Below are 15,106 nucleotides of genomic sequence, written 5' to 3' on the forward strand. Positions count from 1 at the left end.
GAGCGTTATGGCCTCGCAGTAATCGTGTTCTTGGCGGCCTCATCCAGCGCATGCTGCACTTCAGGGGGCATATAGTTCTCATCGTGTTTGGCAAGCACCTCTTCCGCCCGGAACAATCCATCGGCCCCGAGCTTGCCTTGAGCCACCACCCCTTTGCCTTCACTAAACAGGTCGGGCAATATTCCCGTATAACTGACCGGTATCATTTTGGCGGTATCGGTGACAACGAACTTCACCGTGAGCCCATCACTTTGGCGCTGCACACTGCCGGTTTGCACCATACCTCCGACACGAAACGTCCGCTCCTGGGGGGCTTCACCCGCACTCACCTGCGTAGGTGTGAAGAAAAACACAAGGTTGCTCTGAAAAGCATTGAGCACTAACGCTGTGGCAATGCCGAACGCGGCCAAGCCGCCAGCAATGAGCGCGAGGCGCTTATGGCGATTTTTCATCGAGATTCCTCTTCCCTTAGGATTAACTGGCGCTTTACTTGCGATAAAGCCGCTTGGCGGCGCTGGCGCAGCAGGAGCCACTCGGCGCACAGAACGACCAGGGCGACACCGAATGAACCCCATACGTACTGTCCATAGCCGCCCATGGCAAAAAATTCAGCGGGACTCGTCCAATTCATTGCTTTACCTCCTTCAATTCGTCTAACCACCCGGCATGCTGTTCGCGCTCCAGAATGATGCAGCGCACGCGCATCAGCACGATCGCCACCGTATACATCCATGACGCCAAGGCCATAAGCAGCATGCCAATTAGCATGAGTGCCGCCATTGAGGGGGCTTGTGTCAGCGAAACAGATGCGCCTTGATGCAAGGTGTTCCACCATTGCACTGAAAAATAAATAATTGGAATATTGACCACGCCGACGAGAGCAAGGACAGCACCGGCCTTATCCGCGCGCCGTGGCTCATCAACCGCTGACTGAAGCGCCATAAAACCGATGTACAAAAAGAGAAGAATCAGCTCGGAGGTCAGGCGCGCATCCCAGACCCACCAGGTCCCCCACATGGGCTTGCCCCACAAGGCGCCCGTCCAGAGTGAAAGAAACGTGAACATGGCGCCGGTGGGGGCCAAGGCCGAGGCCATCATGGCGGCTAAACGATTGTTAAATGCCAGCCCTATCGCAGCCCAGAACGCCATGACCAAATAAATGAACATCGACATCCAGGAGACCGGCACGTGCAGGAAGATGATGCGATAGCCCTCACCTTGCTGGGCGTCGGTGGGCGCCATGAAGAAACCCACGTACATCCCTATGATCGTCAGCATCGCGGCGGCGACGGCAAACCATGGAATCAGCTTGCCGGCCAGGGGGTAAAACATTTTGGGCGATGAATACTTAAACCAATTAATCATTCATTTACTCATTATTCCAACGCAATCCGTAATGCCACGGTTGTGGCCCACGGTGCAAAAAAAGCCGTTAAAACCAGCACGGCGCCGAGCAACGACAGATGCGCCGTAGCTCCCAGACCGACAGCGGCAGCGTCTACGGAACCCGCGCCAAAGATCAAGACCGGCACATAAAGCGGAAGTACAAGCAAGGCGACAAGGACGCTGCCGCCTCGCAGGCCCAGGGTCAAACTCGCTCCGATCGCGCCAATAAAGCTAAGTACAGGGGTACCAATGGCCAGCGACGCAGCCAGCACCAGTAAGGAAGGGGTTGCCAAGTCGAATTGCAAGGCCAGCAGCGGAGCCAGCAAGGTCAAGGGCAAACCCGTCAATAGCCAATACGCGACCACCTTGCCCAGCACCAGCATCCCCAGCGGAGCGGGAGAAAGGGCCATTTGCTCCAAGGTGCCGTCGGCGTAATCCTGTTCAAACAGCCGGTCAAGCGACAACATAGACGCCAGCAGTGCCGCCACCCACAAAATGCCTGGAGCGATCTGTCGCAACGTGTCGCGCTCAGAACCAATGCCCAACGGAAACAGGCTGACCACGATGGCAAAGAAAAAAAGCGGTGTTAGCACATCGGACTTGCGTCGCATGGCGAGCCTTAAATCTCGATGTATTACCCCGCGAAGTACGGATAAGCCAATGGTGTCGCTCATATGCCTACCCGTATAACGTGCGTCGTGCCTGTCAAGGTCAAATCCTGATGCGTCGTCAAAACTGCGATCCCGCCATTGCTCAGATGCTGGTCAATCAGCCCCACTACCCATAGGCTGGCTTGGGTATCCAATGCCGTCAGGGGTTCATCCAACACCCACAAAGCACGCTTTTGCAGCAGTAGCCTGGCCAAATTTACACGGCGCTTTTGCCCCTGCGACAAGGCTCGCACTGATAGATGCTCCCTGCCCTGCAATCCAGCCTGGCGTAAGGCTTCGTGCACAACGTCCTGGGTAACCGATTCGTCATTCAACTCCATGCTGGAAATTAAGTTTTCCGTGGCACTTAGCGCATCTTTAAGACCCAAAGGATGGCCACAATAAAGTAGCTCGCGACGGTACTCATCGCCCAGCTTTTTTATCGGACTACCCTGCCAATGAACTGCGCCGGTAGCCGTAGGCGTTAGCCCCACCAGCATGCGCAAAAGACTGGTTTTGCCGCTACCGTTCTCGCCGTGCACCAACAGGCACTCGCCTGCCTTGAGCTGAAAGCTTAAATTATGAAATAGGCGCCGCTCGCCGCGCACGCAGTCCAGATTGATGGCTTGAAGCACCGTCGACCTTTGCTCGCAAAAACGTTAATCACTAGGTGACATCGGTATTTTGGCGAAGCGCCAACATACAACGGACCGTCCGTTACATGCGGGGCTAAGCGCTACCGTCGCAAGTAGCTGGGCGCGCGCGCAAAGTCAATTGAACGCGACGACGCTGAGGACGTAGGTGTGGGGCAGGAGAAAAGTCGAATCAGCGGCGTGCCAGCTTAGGCAACGAAAAGCCACTGGGGCCGCTCGGGCCGCTCAGACAAGGTCGGCAAGCTCAAAGGCGCCTCTTGAAACTGAAGGGCCAAGCCAGCCGATAAGGAAGGAATGGTTTGATTTGAAGATGAAATAATCGACGCCGCTGGGGCTTGGCAAGAATGCTCGTATTGGTCCAAAAAACCCGAGGTTGAACCAGTCTGCTCGGCCCCATCGCTTAAATAGACACGCTGCTCTTGAGCTTCGGTATAACAGGGCTCGATGCAAGTCTCCCTTTCTGGCTGGCAATACACACTCACAACGCCCCAGGAGGCCTGGAGCGGCAGCATGACCAGCATAAAAATAAGGAGAAATTTCTTCATTGCAAGAACGATTGTACCAAGTGAAAAGCGTGTCTTACAAACGAGGGTATGAAAAGTAGAAACCATGGGTCGCTTATTTTACAATCGCGATGTTTGTCTCCATAGAAAACGCGAGAAAATCCCCATCCCGAAAGTGTTGCACGATAGCGTGCGTCTCATCCCTTACTGCCTCCACAAGAACGAGGCGCTCTACGGCATCCATAGATGCAAACGCTGGCACTGACGTGGCTGCGCCCAGTATCGAAAACTGAACAAACCTTTCTGGCTCAGACATGCGAATAGACAGCGCCCGTGGAGTAATTTCGATATATTGAAAGCCCGCCTCGCTGAGCAATGTGTATAGCTCCTCGGAGTTAGATAATGAAAAGGCAACATCGACGTCAGTGGTGGGCACATCAAGAAGGCGTGCGGTTTCCGTAAACAACGCCTCATACACAGGATGGCTGTTCAGGGACTGCCAGACACTGATAACTGCGCTACCGCCATCGCGTAGCACGCGACGCATTTCACGACCTGAACCCACTCGGTCGGGAAAGAACTGGAATCCTTGTTGGCACAGCACAAGATCAAACGCGTCATCGGGAAGTTCGAGGCGAGTTGCATCACCCTCTTGCCAAAGTATCGAAGCACCAGCCGGCGGCGGTTGTGCACGACCCACATCCAGCATTTCTGAATTGATATCCAGAGCAAGGACCTGACCGCTTACCCCAACCATGGGAGCGACCTGCCGTGCGACACTTCCCGTACCGCAGGCAAGATCCAGAACTCGCTCACCGGGTTTGGGTGATGCAAATTCAAGCAGTACGCGCGTCCAAGGATCTGCGATAGCACGGCTAAGGTAGCGTTCATATACTTCTGCCAGACTAAGGTTTGATTGTTGGCTCACTGAGTTCTCCTGATCACACACACATTCCAATCTCGCAAAAAGCCCGAATTTAGTTTGCCAAATCGGGCTTGCCATTGAGTAGCCCCAGCATACCGGGGCTACATCGAAAGTGCTGGTCTCACCGAATGCTGCGGTATGTGATCCCATTGGGATTGGGGCCAACTGGATAAGTAGCAACCACATCTTGAGTGCTTGTGTCGATTGCACTTACGGTGTTGTCTTTGGTGTTTGTAATGAATATGAAACCGCCATCAGTGCTCGCGACCACGCCATGTGCGCCTTTGCCAGTGACCACTGTATTTATAACGCTTTGGCTTTTCGTGTCGATCACCGATACCGTGTCATCTGGATTGCTATCGCTTCCCTGGTTAGCTACGTACATTTTGCTGCCGCCAGCTGCTGCATAGAGCTGAATGGGGTTACGTCCAACGCTTACGTTCTTCACGACTTTTCTGGTGGAAGTGTCTATGATCGCCACACTGTCTTCATCTCGTAGCGACACATAGACATGTTTGCCATCGGGCGTAAAGGCCACTTGTACCGGTGCTTTGCCGACAGAAACGCGCTCAGCCTCTTTAAGGCTTTGGGTATCGATGATCGAAACCGTATTGTCGGTAACATTCGCAACGTAGATTTCTTGCCCATCAGGGCTTAAACGCAGGCCATGCGGAAAACTACCAGTCGGAATTTCGGCAATGATTTTCTTTTGATTGATATCGACCACTGAAACCCGATCGGAATCAGAGTTGGTGATATAAGCGCGACTGCCATCTGGACTGGTGACGACGTGAGCCGGATGGCTCCCTGAAGGCAGCGTTTGCAGTACCTGCTCAACGTTGCTGGCATTTAGAATCAGCAAACTGGCGCCACTGCCAGAGTGAGAATCGGCGTTGCCATCATTCGCGGCCTTGCCTTCCCCGCCATGCGCCCCGTGACCACCCGTCTTCGCCGCTGATGTACCGACAGCAAGCAGTGTCTTACCATCGGGGGAAATTTGAACATTGTGAGGTAGGACAACTATTTGAGCTGTACGCACATCACCTGTACTTAGGGTGATTTCGCTAATAGAGCCGTCTCCCTCATTGGCGCTATACACGACGCCATTTGGCAAGCTTGCAGCGTGAGGCTGGCAAAGTGTCTTAAATTGCGGGGCAGTCCAATGAGGCAAAAATGTGTCTAGTAAACCTTGGTCGATTCACTGCGCTTGCAGATAGAGCAAAGGCAATGGCAACAAGTACGGGACGCATTTTAAACATTGTTGAATCTCCAATATGAGCAAAGTGGTTTGGCTTCAAAGGTGGCAGCAGTGCCGCTTGATGACAACTATATTGATCGACCACTGACAAACCGATGACTGCACCATTACTCTTTCGTAATGCACCAGCATTAGATCCACTACGCCCGCCCCCAGACTTGCGCTCACAATGGCGATTGGTGAGCGTGACACTATGGGGCGCAGGCGTACTTTGCACAATTACCGCAGGGCATAGTTTTTACGCTTGACCTTCCAACGATGGGAACCTATATCCTTCTCTTAATCTATTTGAACTAAACGACAAGGAGATGGGATTTGAATACCCTGACCATACAGGAAAGCGCCTTGACAACCGCGATCAGTCTGCCGATCGAAGGCATGACCTGTGCATCGTGCGTAGGCCGCGTGGAAAAAGCCCTCAGCAAAGTCGACGGCGTTGATTCGGTCACCGTCAACCTGGCGACTGAGCGGGCCGACATCAAGGCGAACGGCCCGCTTGACCGCCAAGTGCTCGTCAACACCATCGAAGCCACAGGTTACAGCGTACCCGCCACCACCATCGACCTTGCGGTCGAGGGCATGACCTGCGCATCGTGCGTGGGCCGGGTCGAGCGCGCGCTCAAAGCCGTTCCCGGTGTGTCCGAAGCCACAGTAAACCTGGCGACTGAACGCGCCCACGTGCGCGGCAGCGTGGATTCCAACGCTCTGATCACGGCGATCGTGGCGGCCGGTTATGTGGCGCAACCCATAGATGTTGGGGCATCCACCGACGAGGACGCCGCAAACGAGCGTAAAGACGCTGAGCGCGCGGCTCTCAAGCGCGACCTGACCCTTGCCGCCGTTCTCACACTGCCGGTCTTCGTGATGGAAATGGGCTCACACCTTATTCCCGGCGTACACGACCTGATCCTGCGCACCATCGGCGCGCAATGGAACTGGTACATCCAGTTCGCACTGACGACGCTGGTGCTGGCTGTACCGGGCATCCGCTTCTACCGGCAAGGTATTCCGGCGCTGTTTCGTCTGGCACCTGACATGAATTCGCTGGTCGCGGTCGGTACCCTCGCGGCCTATGCTTATTCCCTGGTCGCCACCTTCGCGCCATCGTTACTACCAGTGGGCACCGTCAACGTCTACTACGAAGCGGCGGCTGTCATTGTCACGCTGATCCTGCTTGGCCGTTTTCTGGAGGCGCGCGCCAAGGGCCGCACCTCCGAGGCCATCAAGCGGCTGGTCGGGCTGCAGGCGAAAACTGCACGCGTCCAGCGCAACGGTGCCGTGATCGAAATTCCGATCGCCGACGTCGCAGCCGGTGACATCATCGAGGTGCGCCCCGGAGAACGCATTCCCGTCGATGGCGAGGTCACGCAAGGCCAGAGCTATGTCGATGAATCCATGATCACCGGCGAACCCATCCCGGTTGCAAAGACAGTAGACAGCAAGCTGGTCGGGGGCACCGTCAATCAGAAAGGCGCACTGTCCTTCCGCGCAACGGCGGTGGGTGGTGCAACGGTACTCTCGCAGATCATACGCATGGTCGAACAGGCACAAGGGTCGAAACTGCCCATCCAGGCGCTGGTGGACAAGGTCACCATGTGGTTCGTGCCCGCCGTTATGGGTGTTGCCGTGCTGACCTTCCTCGTCTGGCTCGTCTTCGGGCCACAGCCGGCGCTGACCTTTGCCCTGGTCAATGCCGTGGCCGTGTTGATCATTGCCTGCCCTTGCGCCATGGGCCTGGCGACACCGACCTCAATCATGGTGGGCACAGGGCGCGGTGCGGAGCTGGGCGTTCTTTTCCGTAAAGGCGAAGCGCTGCAATTGCTGAAGGATGCAAAAGTCGTCGCCGTGGACAAGACCGGCACGCTGACCGAGGGCCGCCCGACGTTGACCGATCTCGAAGTCGCCAATGGCTTCCAGCGCCAGAACGTACTCAGTCGGATCGCCGCTGTCGAGGCGAAGTCCGAGCACCCCATCGCGCGCGCCATCGTCGAGGCGGCTGACAACGAGGGGATCGCGATTCCCGACATCACGGACTTCGAATCGATCACCGGCTTCGGCGTGAAAGCACACGTGAACGGGGAACTGATTGAAGTCGGAGCGGACCGCTACATGCGCAAACTGGGGCTCAAGGTTGATGTTTTTTCGGCAACCGCCGAGCGCCTGGGTAATGAAGGCAAGACGCCGCTCTATGCGGCCATCGATGGCCGGTTGGCTGCGATCGTCGCGGTGGCCGATCCGATTAAAGAAACGACGCCGGATGCCATCGCCGCGTTGCACAACCTTGGCCTGAAGGTCGCGATGATCACCGGCGACAACCGTCGCACAGCACAAGCCATCGCGCGCCAGCTTGGCATCGACGAAGTGATCGCCGAGGTCCTGCCGGAAGGCAAGGTCGAGGCGGTGCGCAAGCTGAAAGCTGCACATGGACAGCTTGCATTCGTCGGCGACGGTATCAACGATGCGCCTGCGCTGGCCGAAGCGGATGTGGGTCTTGCAGTGGGCACCGGCACGGATATCGCCATCGAGGCGGCCGACGTGGTGTTGATGTCGGGCAACCTGATGGGTGTGCCCACCGCCATCGCGTTGTCGCGGGCGACGATCGGCAACATCCGTCAGAACCTGTTCTGGGCCTTCGCCTACAACACCGCCCTGATTCCGGTGGCGGCGGGCGTGCTGTATCCGGCCTGGAGCATCCTCTTGTCGCCGATCTTCGCGGCTGGGGCAATGGCGCTTTCCAGTGTCTTCGTCCTGGGCAATGCGCTGCGCCTGCGCGGGTTTCGCCCACCGATAGAAGCTACCAAATCCTCTCAACTGCCGACGACGGCGTAGTTGGAAAGGAGATATTGAAATGAATATTGGGGAAGTAGCGAAAGCCTCAGGTGTCTCAGCGAAGATGATCCGATATTATGAACAAACTGGACTGATCCCCCCGGCCAATCGCAGGGAGTCGGGTTATCGCAATTACTCTGCGTCTGATGTGCACATGCTGCGGTTTATCCGCCGAGGGCGTGATCTTGGCTTCCCGGTGGCACAGATCAATGAACTTTTAGGCCTCTGGCGTGACAAATCGCGCCAGAGCGCCGAGGTAAAACGTATCGCTACGGCTCACATAACAGAGCTGCGCGAGAAGATCGACAGCCTGGAACAAATTGCCAGTACGCTTCAGACCCTGATCGAGTGTTGCTCCGGCGATGACCGTCCCGATTGTCCGATTTTGGATGACCTCGAGAACACAGCCGATAGACAGCAATTGTAGCTAGCCCGCTGCGATTGCTGGCTAGTTCGTTGCGGCCCAAATTAAATCATTCGAGATTGAGATAGGGATTATTCGTCGGTAACTCGTCAAACAAGTGCTTGGGAATTTGTAGCAGGTAGCCATGCAGCCGCCGCGACTTACGCGGTCCGGTGACCTCGCACGTCCAGATGTTCAGCCCATTGGGTTGTTTCCGGTGCTGCTGTAGCTTCTCAAAGCGCTTTTGCACCCATTGCCAATCCTGCTGCTTCTCCTGCTTGGCCAGCACAGCGACCTGGGGGTGTTCCTGGGCATAGCGTTGGAACACGCCTGGGCTGACCAGGTAAGCGGTATCGCTCACCGTATGCACCAACGCCTTCGCATCATTGATGATGAGCTTATGTGAGGTGACCCCGTGCTTAAGCCACATCATGAAGTGCTCACCAGACGGTTGTGCCATCGGAGCCGACGAGCTGACGGCGGGCGCGAGCGTCAGCTCCGTGGGCGGGATAGGCGACTCTGGCGCTGGTTGCTCAGGCATCGTAATGGACAAAGCGCCCTCATCGTCGGCCGCTTCGGAAGGTGGTTCCGTGGCAATCATCCTCAGCAGATCATCCATCACATCAGACGTACTGGGCGTATCCTGGAGCGGCACCGGAAACACTGTCGAGGTCGATGAGGCTGTGGTGTTGCTGGCTGAGGGTGAGGCTTCCCGATACGATGACAGTGGGCTCGCCACGGGCAGCGATTCCTCCACACTACGGTCTGCCGCCTCGCTGGTGAGCGTTATATCAATCATTACGGTGCCCGAGAAAGGGTCGGGCCGTTCACCAGACTCCCATATGAGCGCGGGCGACAAGCGCAAGAAAGTAAACGTGTTCGACCAGCCGCTTTCGCTGGTGACCGTCGCTTTCCAGATGGCCTTGCCTTCGGGGGTCGGCTGCAGCATGCCGTGGTCCTGCAGCACATTAAAGACGGCGGTGTTGTTCGCCGGGATACCGTCGATCCCCTGCGAGAGCAGGTGCGCACGCAGTTTATCCGAGACGGTTTTACTGACCAGCCAAAGTGCATCCTGGGTTAACCAGCCATCGGAGGCCTGGGGCTGGTTCAGCTTCAGCTCTTCCTTTAGCAGGTAGCGAAGGCCTTCCAGCAGTTTGCGCTGCAGTGCATGCTTGGGCGCGGCCATGGCACGCGCGGGATCGCCACCCAATGCCTGGGCCACCGAGGCGCGATCCGCCTGAATGACCAGTTCGCCCAGCACCCCGGCGTGTTCATACTGTCCGGCCAGCACATAGAGCAACGCAGACCAGAGCGACGGAAAACCGTTGAGCCAGTCCAGGATGTCGCCATCGAGCACCCGCGTGTAGAGCAGTCCGGTGGCCGCGCTATGCAACCGATACTCACGATCTTCCCGGTAGCGAAAGCGGTATGGTCGAGTCAGCGGGCCGTGCCAGGGATGCCAGGGGCTGCCGTCTTCATGCTCCACATGCAGATCCACCGCAATCTTGCCGATGTCATGCAACAGCGCGGCATAGGCCGTGGCGGCTGTCCAGGCTTCTGCCTGAGCGGCCTGGTCTTCGGGGGTTGTGCCCGCAGGCAGCAGATGAGACTGCCTCAGCTTCAGGGCATAGGCGACGATCTCCAGCCCATGATCAAGCATACCGCCTGGATAGGCGTGGTGATGGCTTTCCGAGGCGGGAAAGAGCTGCACCAGCTCGGCATAGCGTTCCAACGGTGCGCGGTACAGCGATGCGAACTGCTTACGCGAGAGTGACGTGCGTTGCCAAATGTGTTCCAGCAGACGTTGGCGTCGCGGGGTCGCCAACAACGAAGCGGCCGATTCTGGCCGCATCGGCCCTTTCGGTGGTGCGGTCGAAGGCATCGGCGCCATATCGGTAGTTGGCAGTAACCGTTTGCGCTGAAACAGCGAGAGCATCGCAAAACCTCTGGTGATAGGCTGGCAAGAGCGCCTTTTGGCCTTTTTAGGTAGGGCCTTTCCCCTTGGCTCCATTCCCTTGCCTCTTTCTGGCCCTTTAGCCTTTGAACCCTTTAGGTATAGGGCAATCCCCCCTTCCTGTGCCACCATCAATGCGAGACAGGCAGACTCGGATTGGCAACCAAACCTGTTGCCTGTCAGCACATATCTTGCAATTTGCTCTTATAGATATACAATAAAAATGTATATCAAATTCAGGAGTTATTAGCATGCAAGTCGCCAAATGGGGCAACAGCTTGGCCGTGCGCCTTCCGGCCAGCCTGGTAGAAGCGCTGGAGTTGCAAGAAGGTGACGATATTGAGATCGTCGTGGACGGCCCGCGCGCGTTCGCGGTTCGCAAAAAGCCAGGCGCCGATGCCTTGTTGAAGCGCCTGCGCACCTTCCGGGGCAAACTGCCGGCGGATTTCCGCTTCAGCCGGGACGAGGCCAATGCGCGTGACTAAGTTCAAGCATTTTATGGACAGCAATGTGGTGTTGTACCTGCTGTCGGAGGACTCGACCAAAGCGGACAAGGCCGAAAGCCTGCTGAAAGCCGGGCCAGTCATCAGCGTGCAAGTGCTCAACGAAGTGACGAATGTCTGCGTACGCAAGCTCAAAATGAGCTGGGACGAGATCGCGCAGTTCCTGGAACTGATACGGAGCTTTTGCAAGGTCGTCCCACTCACGGAAACCATCCATGATCAGGCCCGATTGATCGCTGAGCGACATAAGCTGTCCTTCTACGACTCCTGCATCGTCGCAGCAGCTGTGGCAGCGGGTTGCCAGACGCTCTATAGTGAGGACATGAACCACGGGCAGATACTGGAAGATAGCTTGAGTCTCAGGAATCCATTTTCCACCGTATAGTCTAGCCATGAAGGAGACGATGATGCAGACAGTACGCAAACCAACAGGACAGTTCGCACGCCGGCTAGGCCGTGCTGTGAGCCGTTCTGCACGCTGGCTGCAACGCCGCGAACACCAGGCTATTAGCTGGTTGGTGGCAAAAGGCCTGCCTGCAACCGTTGCCGCCGCTCTACTGTGGATCGTCAAACTAGCCGTGGCGGCGGGGTTGCTCTATACCGCGTTTTGGTTGGCTATGTTGCTGATGTTTGCAGTGATCGCTTCCTGGGCCATTAACAATACTTCTTCTGATGACGATGAGCTCGCGGAATGGCGAGTGGGCTTATCCGGTTACGGTCTTTACCGCGGCGATACGCGTGTGGACCCCGGTCAGCCGGATGATGAAAACTAGACTACTTTATTGGCGGCTTTGCTTCCCGCGGCCTTGGCCCCATCGGTTGAGGTAGCCATCATCTGGGCAATATTACCAGCCCGCACTCCGGCCCACGCGAGCGCTGCAATCCAAAAGGCAGGTAATATCAGAAACATCGTCGCCATCACGAAGTTCAGCAGCATATCGCCAAAGCTGTTGTTCAACCCCATCAGCGGATCAAAGTTGGTGACGGGTCGATTCCATCCCCAGCCCCGCCCATAGAGCGCATCCAGAATCGTGCTGTCGATCCAACGTGCAAGCTGAAACCAGAAATCCACAAAGAACAGAGCGAACTGCACCACGCTGACAGTTACCACGGCCTTGAGCTCGTAGGTACTGATAATGAGCACCAGCGGGATGCAGATCACGAGCGCCATCTTCAGAAACGACAACACCATGGGCAGCGCCTGGCGCACCACATCCATGGCCGGGAAAAAACCGATCGAGCCAATCGTGATGCCGAGGTCACTGGCGGCACGGGTCACGATGTTTGGCGCTGTCTTATCGATCTGCCCACCGTAGTCGGTATAGACAGCCCCCTGGTTAAGTTTTTGCTGGCGCGGCGCGGCGATCGCACGGATCACCGAGTCGTCCACCTCATTGCGGCTCAGAAAACCGGCCCAACTGGCTACGCGATTGAGCAAGCTGGAATCGACCTGGGACAGCAGGCGCATCCGCAGACCGTCACTCCCATCGCTCCACCACTGCCGGCAGGTGGGGTAACCGCCGCCACTGGGTACCTGGGCCAGCCCCGCATCGCGACCACTATCATACGGCCAGGCGTCGCGCGGGGTGCGTGAACGGTAGGTGTCGTAGTAACCCGCCGAGGCCACAAAATACCGTGAACCAATCCAGGTGACATCATGCATCTGCGCTTCATCCAGTTCTGGGCGGCTCATAAACAGCTTGGCGCGGGCCGGGCCATAGCAGTCGTGTGAGAAGTCCGATACCTCTTGAGCCAGCACCGGGTCATCGATGCGTGTGGCGTCGATCTCCATGCGCATTTGCCGTAGTTCAGTACCGCATGGAATCGCTGCGACCGAGGCGCTGGTGAGGCCACGTGAGAGCGCGTGCATAAATGCCCACCAGACGGGAACTTTCGCGCTTTGGTCGTTGATGGTGGTGAAGGACTGGCTCCAGCCCGTATCGGAGGGCTGCGGTACGCTCACTCCGCATTGACGGGAGCGGGCATCGTCAAAGCGCACCCGGCTCAGATCCACATCGATGAACGGAATGCCGGCAAACAGCACCACGACAACCGCCACCCACACTCGGGTTTCAATACGAGCCGCCGACAGCAGACCCTTATTACCCTCGTCGGCGCCCTCGCCTCGGGCTTTGAGCCATTCCGGCAGGATGATGGCAATGAAGGGAATGGCAAACACGCCGCTGGCCACCAACACCGACCAGATGCCATTGTGCACAATCCAGCCCACCAGCGTCAGGTAATACTCCAGGTAATCGGTCGTGAATAGCGTCATGTTTGAGCTCTCCCGCTATGTGCTCTGCACCAGCAGACTGCACTCCAGTGCGACCAGGGCCAGTACGGCTGCGATTTCCGTGCGAAGCAAGCGGCGTCGGGTGTGGGCATCGGATTGCCTGGCAACTAGCCGTCGGCGCATCCACACCCAGCCGTAGGCGGTCGCCCCGTAGAGGCACAAGCGCCAAAGCAGGAAAAAACCAGATACCTCTGCCAGCCACTGCTCCCAGCCAGAAATGCTTCCGATGAAGTAGATGCCCACAATGTTGGCCGCCACCGCCCCGGCCAGCAACAGCGCCGTCCACAGCAGCGTCCTGGCGGTACGCCGGTTAAATAACCTACATAACCACACGGCGTTCATGGTGTGCCATCCGGTGTGGGCCGCTGCAATTGTTGCAGGCGGTCGGGCACTGGGTCGCCCTGGTAGATACCACGCGACCCAGCCGCCCGTGTGCTGTGGCGCTGGATGATTGCCATGGGCGAATTGTTGGCGAGCTCACGACGCAGCTCCAGTTCAGTCTTGAGATTCTGAATTTCCCGATCCAGCGTGTCGCTTTCCTGGTTCACCGCATCCACCGCTATTTGGTTGGCCGCGACGTTGGGTTCCTTCCTGCCGGTCAACAAGGTGCGTTGCAGCAGCAGCGCTTTTTCCAGCACGGAAGCCAGCGCGACTTCGGACGCCAGACGGCGGGCCAGAATGTCCTGGTCGGGCTCGTCGCGCAGGGCCTCGATCACCCCTCGGGTGATCGGCAGCGAGGCACTGCCTGCTTCATGCAGGTTCTCAAACGTGGTGTTGCGAGCGCCCGTAATCAGCTCTTGCAGTGCTTGGAGCTTGGCGTCGTACTCCTCCTGGATCAGCGGCGTCAGACCCACGCCCGGGATGGTCTGGGTCTTGGTGCAGGATTCGCACGTGCGCTGCTCTTGTTCACCCAGCACACGGGTCGCCCACTGAACTGCCGCGTCCGGTGACGACCAGGTCTGGCAGGAAAGACTGCCGCAACTGGCCTGGGCGATAGTGGACGTGTCAGACACGCTACGGCCATTGACCAAGTTGTACCCGGCGCGTGTCACATCCCCCACCACCTTGATCGGGGATTGGCCCGTGCCCCCGGCGTTGCCCCCTCCCACCCACGGCACGCCGTCGTTACCCCGGCTGGTTTCGGCCTGTTCGATCGCCGAGACCGCATCGCTGCTGGCAACCGCATCGCGCAGCGCCATGCCTTCGGCAAGCTGGTTCCAGCCCATCTGCCCCCCCGCCATGTCGGCCATTTTTTCGGCCATGGCGCGACACTGAAGCTTGGATCGGTCAAAGTCCAGCCGGGCCTGCAGCACACCATTGGTCAGCAGGTTGTACAGTCCCGGATCGGCACGCTGGATGATCAGCGCCGGAAGCGATGCCACCGCGCTGGTCGCATTCTGGATAACGCTGCTCATGATGTTCTGAAAACCGTTGGTCAGGCCGTTGAGCTGATTCTGGATCGTGGTGCTGATGCTCATGTCGCCACAGATCAGATTGCTGTTCCAACCGGCGCCCACACCGATTGAGCGCATCCCTGCCGCACCGCTCATCGAGACGGCGTTCCCGCCACCAATGGAATACATGACCTCGTCACCGATGACGCTGCCGCTATTCTGGAATCCCCCGCTTTGCGCCGAGGCCAAACCGCAGGCCAAAGCCAGTGCACAGGCCAGCACCGCTGGGCGGCACGAGCGCGGAATCAGGCTTACGGGTTTTGTCATATCAGGACGGATCATGGTTGTGCCCTCG

The 15,106-nt window shown here is 57.5% G+C and carries 17 protein-coding genes; 5 read left to right on the forward strand and 12 right to left on the reverse strand.

Annotated elements, in window-relative coordinates; genetic code table 11:
• Positions 1-5: 5 nt before the first annotated feature.
• The 8 genes from ccmE to C8R14_RS00280 all read right to left on the reverse strand — a co-directional run bounded on the left by ccmE (position 6) and on the right by C8R14_RS00280 (position 5,288).
• Positions 6-452 (reverse strand): cytochrome c maturation protein CcmE, encoded by a 447-nt coding sequence (gene ccmE / locus C8R14_RS00245; RefSeq protein ID WP_011633193.1) that lies wholly within the window; start codon positions 450-452, stop codon positions 6-8.
• A complete protein-coding gene (gene ccmD, locus C8R14_RS14290; protein WP_309147351.1) occupies positions 449-733 on the reverse strand; it encodes a heme exporter protein CcmD in 285 nt (94 codons plus the stop codon). The genes ccmE and ccmD overlap by 4 nt, the downstream gene beginning before the upstream one ends.
• Positions 628-1,365: a heme ABC transporter permease CcmC gene (gene ccmC / locus C8R14_RS00255; RefSeq protein WP_011633194.1), complete on the reverse strand. Its 738-nt coding sequence runs from the start codon at positions 1,363-1,365 to the stop codon at positions 628-630. The genes ccmD and ccmC overlap by 106 nt, the downstream gene beginning before the upstream one ends.
• 11 nt (positions 1,366-1,376) lie before the next feature.
• Complete coding sequence (gene ccmB / locus C8R14_RS00260) at positions 1,377-2,060, reverse strand: heme exporter protein CcmB (protein ID WP_011633195.1); 684 nt, start codon at positions 2,058-2,060, stop codon at positions 1,377-1,379.
• The gene (ccmA, locus tag C8R14_RS00265) at positions 2,057-2,671 is read right to left on the reverse strand and encodes a cytochrome c biogenesis heme-transporting ATPase CcmA (RefSeq protein ID WP_011633196.1); all 615 of its coding nucleotides are present in this window, start codon (positions 2,669-2,671) and stop codon (positions 2,057-2,059) included. Before ccmA ends, ccmB begins: the two co-directional genes overlap by 4 nt.
• A gap of 206 nt (positions 2,672-2,877) precedes the next feature.
• A complete protein-coding gene (locus tag C8R14_RS00270) occupies positions 2,878-3,300 on the reverse strand; it encodes a hypothetical protein (RefSeq protein WP_041353393.1) in 423 nt (140 codons plus the stop codon).
• 7 nt (positions 3,301-3,307) lie between these two features.
• Entirely contained in the window at positions 3,308-4,120 is an 813-nt protein-coding gene (locus tag C8R14_RS00275) for a class I SAM-dependent methyltransferase (RefSeq protein ID WP_041353621.1), read from the reverse strand.
• A gap of 118 nt (positions 4,121-4,238) precedes the next feature.
• Positions 4,239-5,288, reverse strand: coding sequence for a YVTN family beta-propeller repeat protein (locus tag C8R14_RS00280; RefSeq protein WP_011633199.1), 1,050 nt, complete (start codon positions 5,286-5,288; stop codon positions 4,239-4,241).
• A gap of 402 nt (positions 5,289-5,690) precedes the next feature.
• Between C8R14_RS00280 and C8R14_RS00285 the strand changes: the two genes are divergently transcribed.
• Both C8R14_RS00285 and cueR read left to right on the forward strand, forming a co-directional pair.
• Complete coding sequence (locus tag C8R14_RS00285; RefSeq protein ID WP_011633200.1) at positions 5,691-8,204, forward strand: heavy metal translocating P-type ATPase; 2,514 nt, start codon at positions 5,691-5,693, stop codon at positions 8,202-8,204.
• A 19-nt stretch (positions 8,205-8,223) separates the two neighbouring features.
• Positions 8,224-8,631 carry a Cu(I)-responsive transcriptional regulator gene (cueR, locus tag C8R14_RS00290; protein ID WP_049753072.1) on the forward strand — a complete coding sequence of 136 codons (408 nt, stop codon included), beginning with the start codon at positions 8,224-8,226 and terminating at the stop codon, positions 8,629-8,631.
• Positions 8,632-8,677: 46 nt separating this feature from the next.
• Here the strand turns inward: cueR and mobH are convergent, their stop codons facing one another.
• The gene (gene mobH / locus C8R14_RS00295; RefSeq protein ID WP_011633202.1) at positions 8,678-10,543 is read right to left on the reverse strand and encodes a MobH family relaxase; all 1,866 of its coding nucleotides are present in this window, start codon (positions 10,541-10,543) and stop codon (positions 8,678-8,680) included.
• Positions 10,544-10,812: 269 nt separating this feature from the next.
• Between mobH and C8R14_RS00300 the strand changes: the two genes are divergently transcribed.
• Genes C8R14_RS00300 through C8R14_RS00310 form a run of 3 tightly spaced genes read left to right on the forward strand, consistent with a single transcriptional unit; the run spans position 10,813 to position 11,837 of the window.
• Entirely contained in the window at positions 10,813-11,046 is a 234-nt protein-coding gene (locus tag C8R14_RS00300) for an AbrB/MazE/SpoVT family DNA-binding domain-containing protein (protein WP_011633203.1), read from the forward strand.
• On the forward strand, positions 11,033-11,449 hold the full coding sequence (locus C8R14_RS00305) for a PIN domain-containing protein (RefSeq protein WP_011633204.1): 417 nt from the start codon (positions 11,033-11,035) through the stop codon (positions 11,447-11,449). The genes C8R14_RS00300 and C8R14_RS00305 overlap by 14 nt, the downstream gene beginning before the upstream one ends.
• A gap of 19 nt (positions 11,450-11,468) precedes the next feature.
• The gene (locus C8R14_RS00310; protein ID WP_041353624.1) at positions 11,469-11,837 is read left to right on the forward strand and encodes a DUF3742 family protein; all 369 of its coding nucleotides are present in this window, start codon (positions 11,469-11,471) and stop codon (positions 11,835-11,837) included.
• Here C8R14_RS00310 and C8R14_RS00315 read toward each other — a convergent pair.
• From C8R14_RS00315 to C8R14_RS00325, 3 genes are read right to left on the reverse strand one after another with little or no spacing between them, the layout of a single operon-like run.
• A complete protein-coding gene (locus C8R14_RS00315) occupies positions 11,834-13,339 on the reverse strand; it encodes a conjugal transfer protein TraG N-terminal domain-containing protein (RefSeq protein ID WP_011633206.1) in 1,506 nt (501 codons plus the stop codon). The genes C8R14_RS00310 and C8R14_RS00315 overlap by 4 nt on opposite strands.
• 15 nt (positions 13,340-13,354) lie before the next feature.
• Positions 13,355-13,699 (reverse strand): hypothetical protein, encoded by a 345-nt coding sequence (locus tag C8R14_RS00320; protein WP_011633207.1) that lies wholly within the window; start codon positions 13,697-13,699, stop codon positions 13,355-13,357.
• On the reverse strand, positions 13,696-15,078 hold the full coding sequence (locus C8R14_RS00325) for an integrating conjugative element protein (protein ID WP_441338198.1): 1,383 nt from the start codon (positions 15,076-15,078) through the stop codon (positions 13,696-13,698). Before C8R14_RS00325 ends, C8R14_RS00320 begins: the two co-directional genes overlap by 4 nt.
• Positions 15,079-15,106: the final 28 nt, after the last annotated feature.

Source organism: Nitrosomonas eutropha, assembly GCF_003201195.1.
Taxonomy (GTDB): domain Bacteria; phylum Pseudomonadota; class Gammaproteobacteria; order Burkholderiales; family Nitrosomonadaceae; genus Nitrosomonas; species Nitrosomonas eutropha.

Bases quoted from the DNA above. Each gene is read 5' to 3' on its own strand.
- C8R14_RS00300 (WP_011633203.1), top strand. From the start codon at position 10,813: ATGCAAGTCGCCAAATGGGGCAACAGCTTGGCCGTGCGCCTTCCGGCC.
- C8R14_RS00310 (WP_041353624.1), top strand. From the start codon at position 11,469: ATGATGCAGACAGTACGCAAACCAACAGGACAGTTCGCACGCCGGCTA.
- C8R14_RS00305 (WP_011633204.1), top strand. From the start codon at position 11,033: ATGCGCGTGACTAAGTTCAAGCATTTTATGGACAGCAATGTGGTGTTG.
- C8R14_RS00270 (WP_041353393.1), bottom strand. From the start codon at position 3,300: ATGGTTTCTACTTTTCATACCCTCGTTTGTAAGACACGCTTTTCACTT.
- C8R14_RS00325 (WP_441338198.1), bottom strand. From the start codon at position 15,078: ATGACAAAACCCGTAAGCCTGATTCCGCGCTCGTGCCGCCCAGCGGTG.
- C8R14_RS00320 (WP_011633207.1), bottom strand. From the start codon at position 13,699: ATGAACGCCGTGTGGTTATGTAGGTTATTTAACCGGCGTACCGCCAGG.
- ccmB (WP_011633195.1), bottom strand. From the start codon at position 2,060: ATGAGCGACACCATTGGCTTATCCGTACTTCGCGGGGTAATACATCGA.
- C8R14_RS00315 (WP_011633206.1), bottom strand. From the start codon at position 13,339: ATGACGCTATTCACGACCGATTACCTGGAGTATTACCTGACGCTGGTG.
- ccmD (WP_309147351.1), bottom strand. From the start codon at position 733: ATGGATGTATACGGTGGCGATCGTGCTGATGCGCGTGCGCTGCATCAT.
- mobH (WP_011633202.1), bottom strand. From the start codon at position 10,543: ATGCTCTCGCTGTTTCAGCGCAAACGGTTACTGCCAACTACCGATATG.
- ccmC (WP_011633194.1), bottom strand. From the start codon at position 1,365: ATGATTAATTGGTTTAAGTATTCATCGCCCAAAATGTTTTACCCCCTG.
- ccmE (WP_011633193.1), bottom strand. From the start codon at position 452: ATGAAAAATCGCCATAAGCGCCTCGCGCTCATTGCTGGCGGCTTGGCC.
- cueR (WP_049753072.1), top strand. From the start codon at position 8,224: ATGAATATTGGGGAAGTAGCGAAAGCCTCAGGTGTCTCAGCGAAGATG.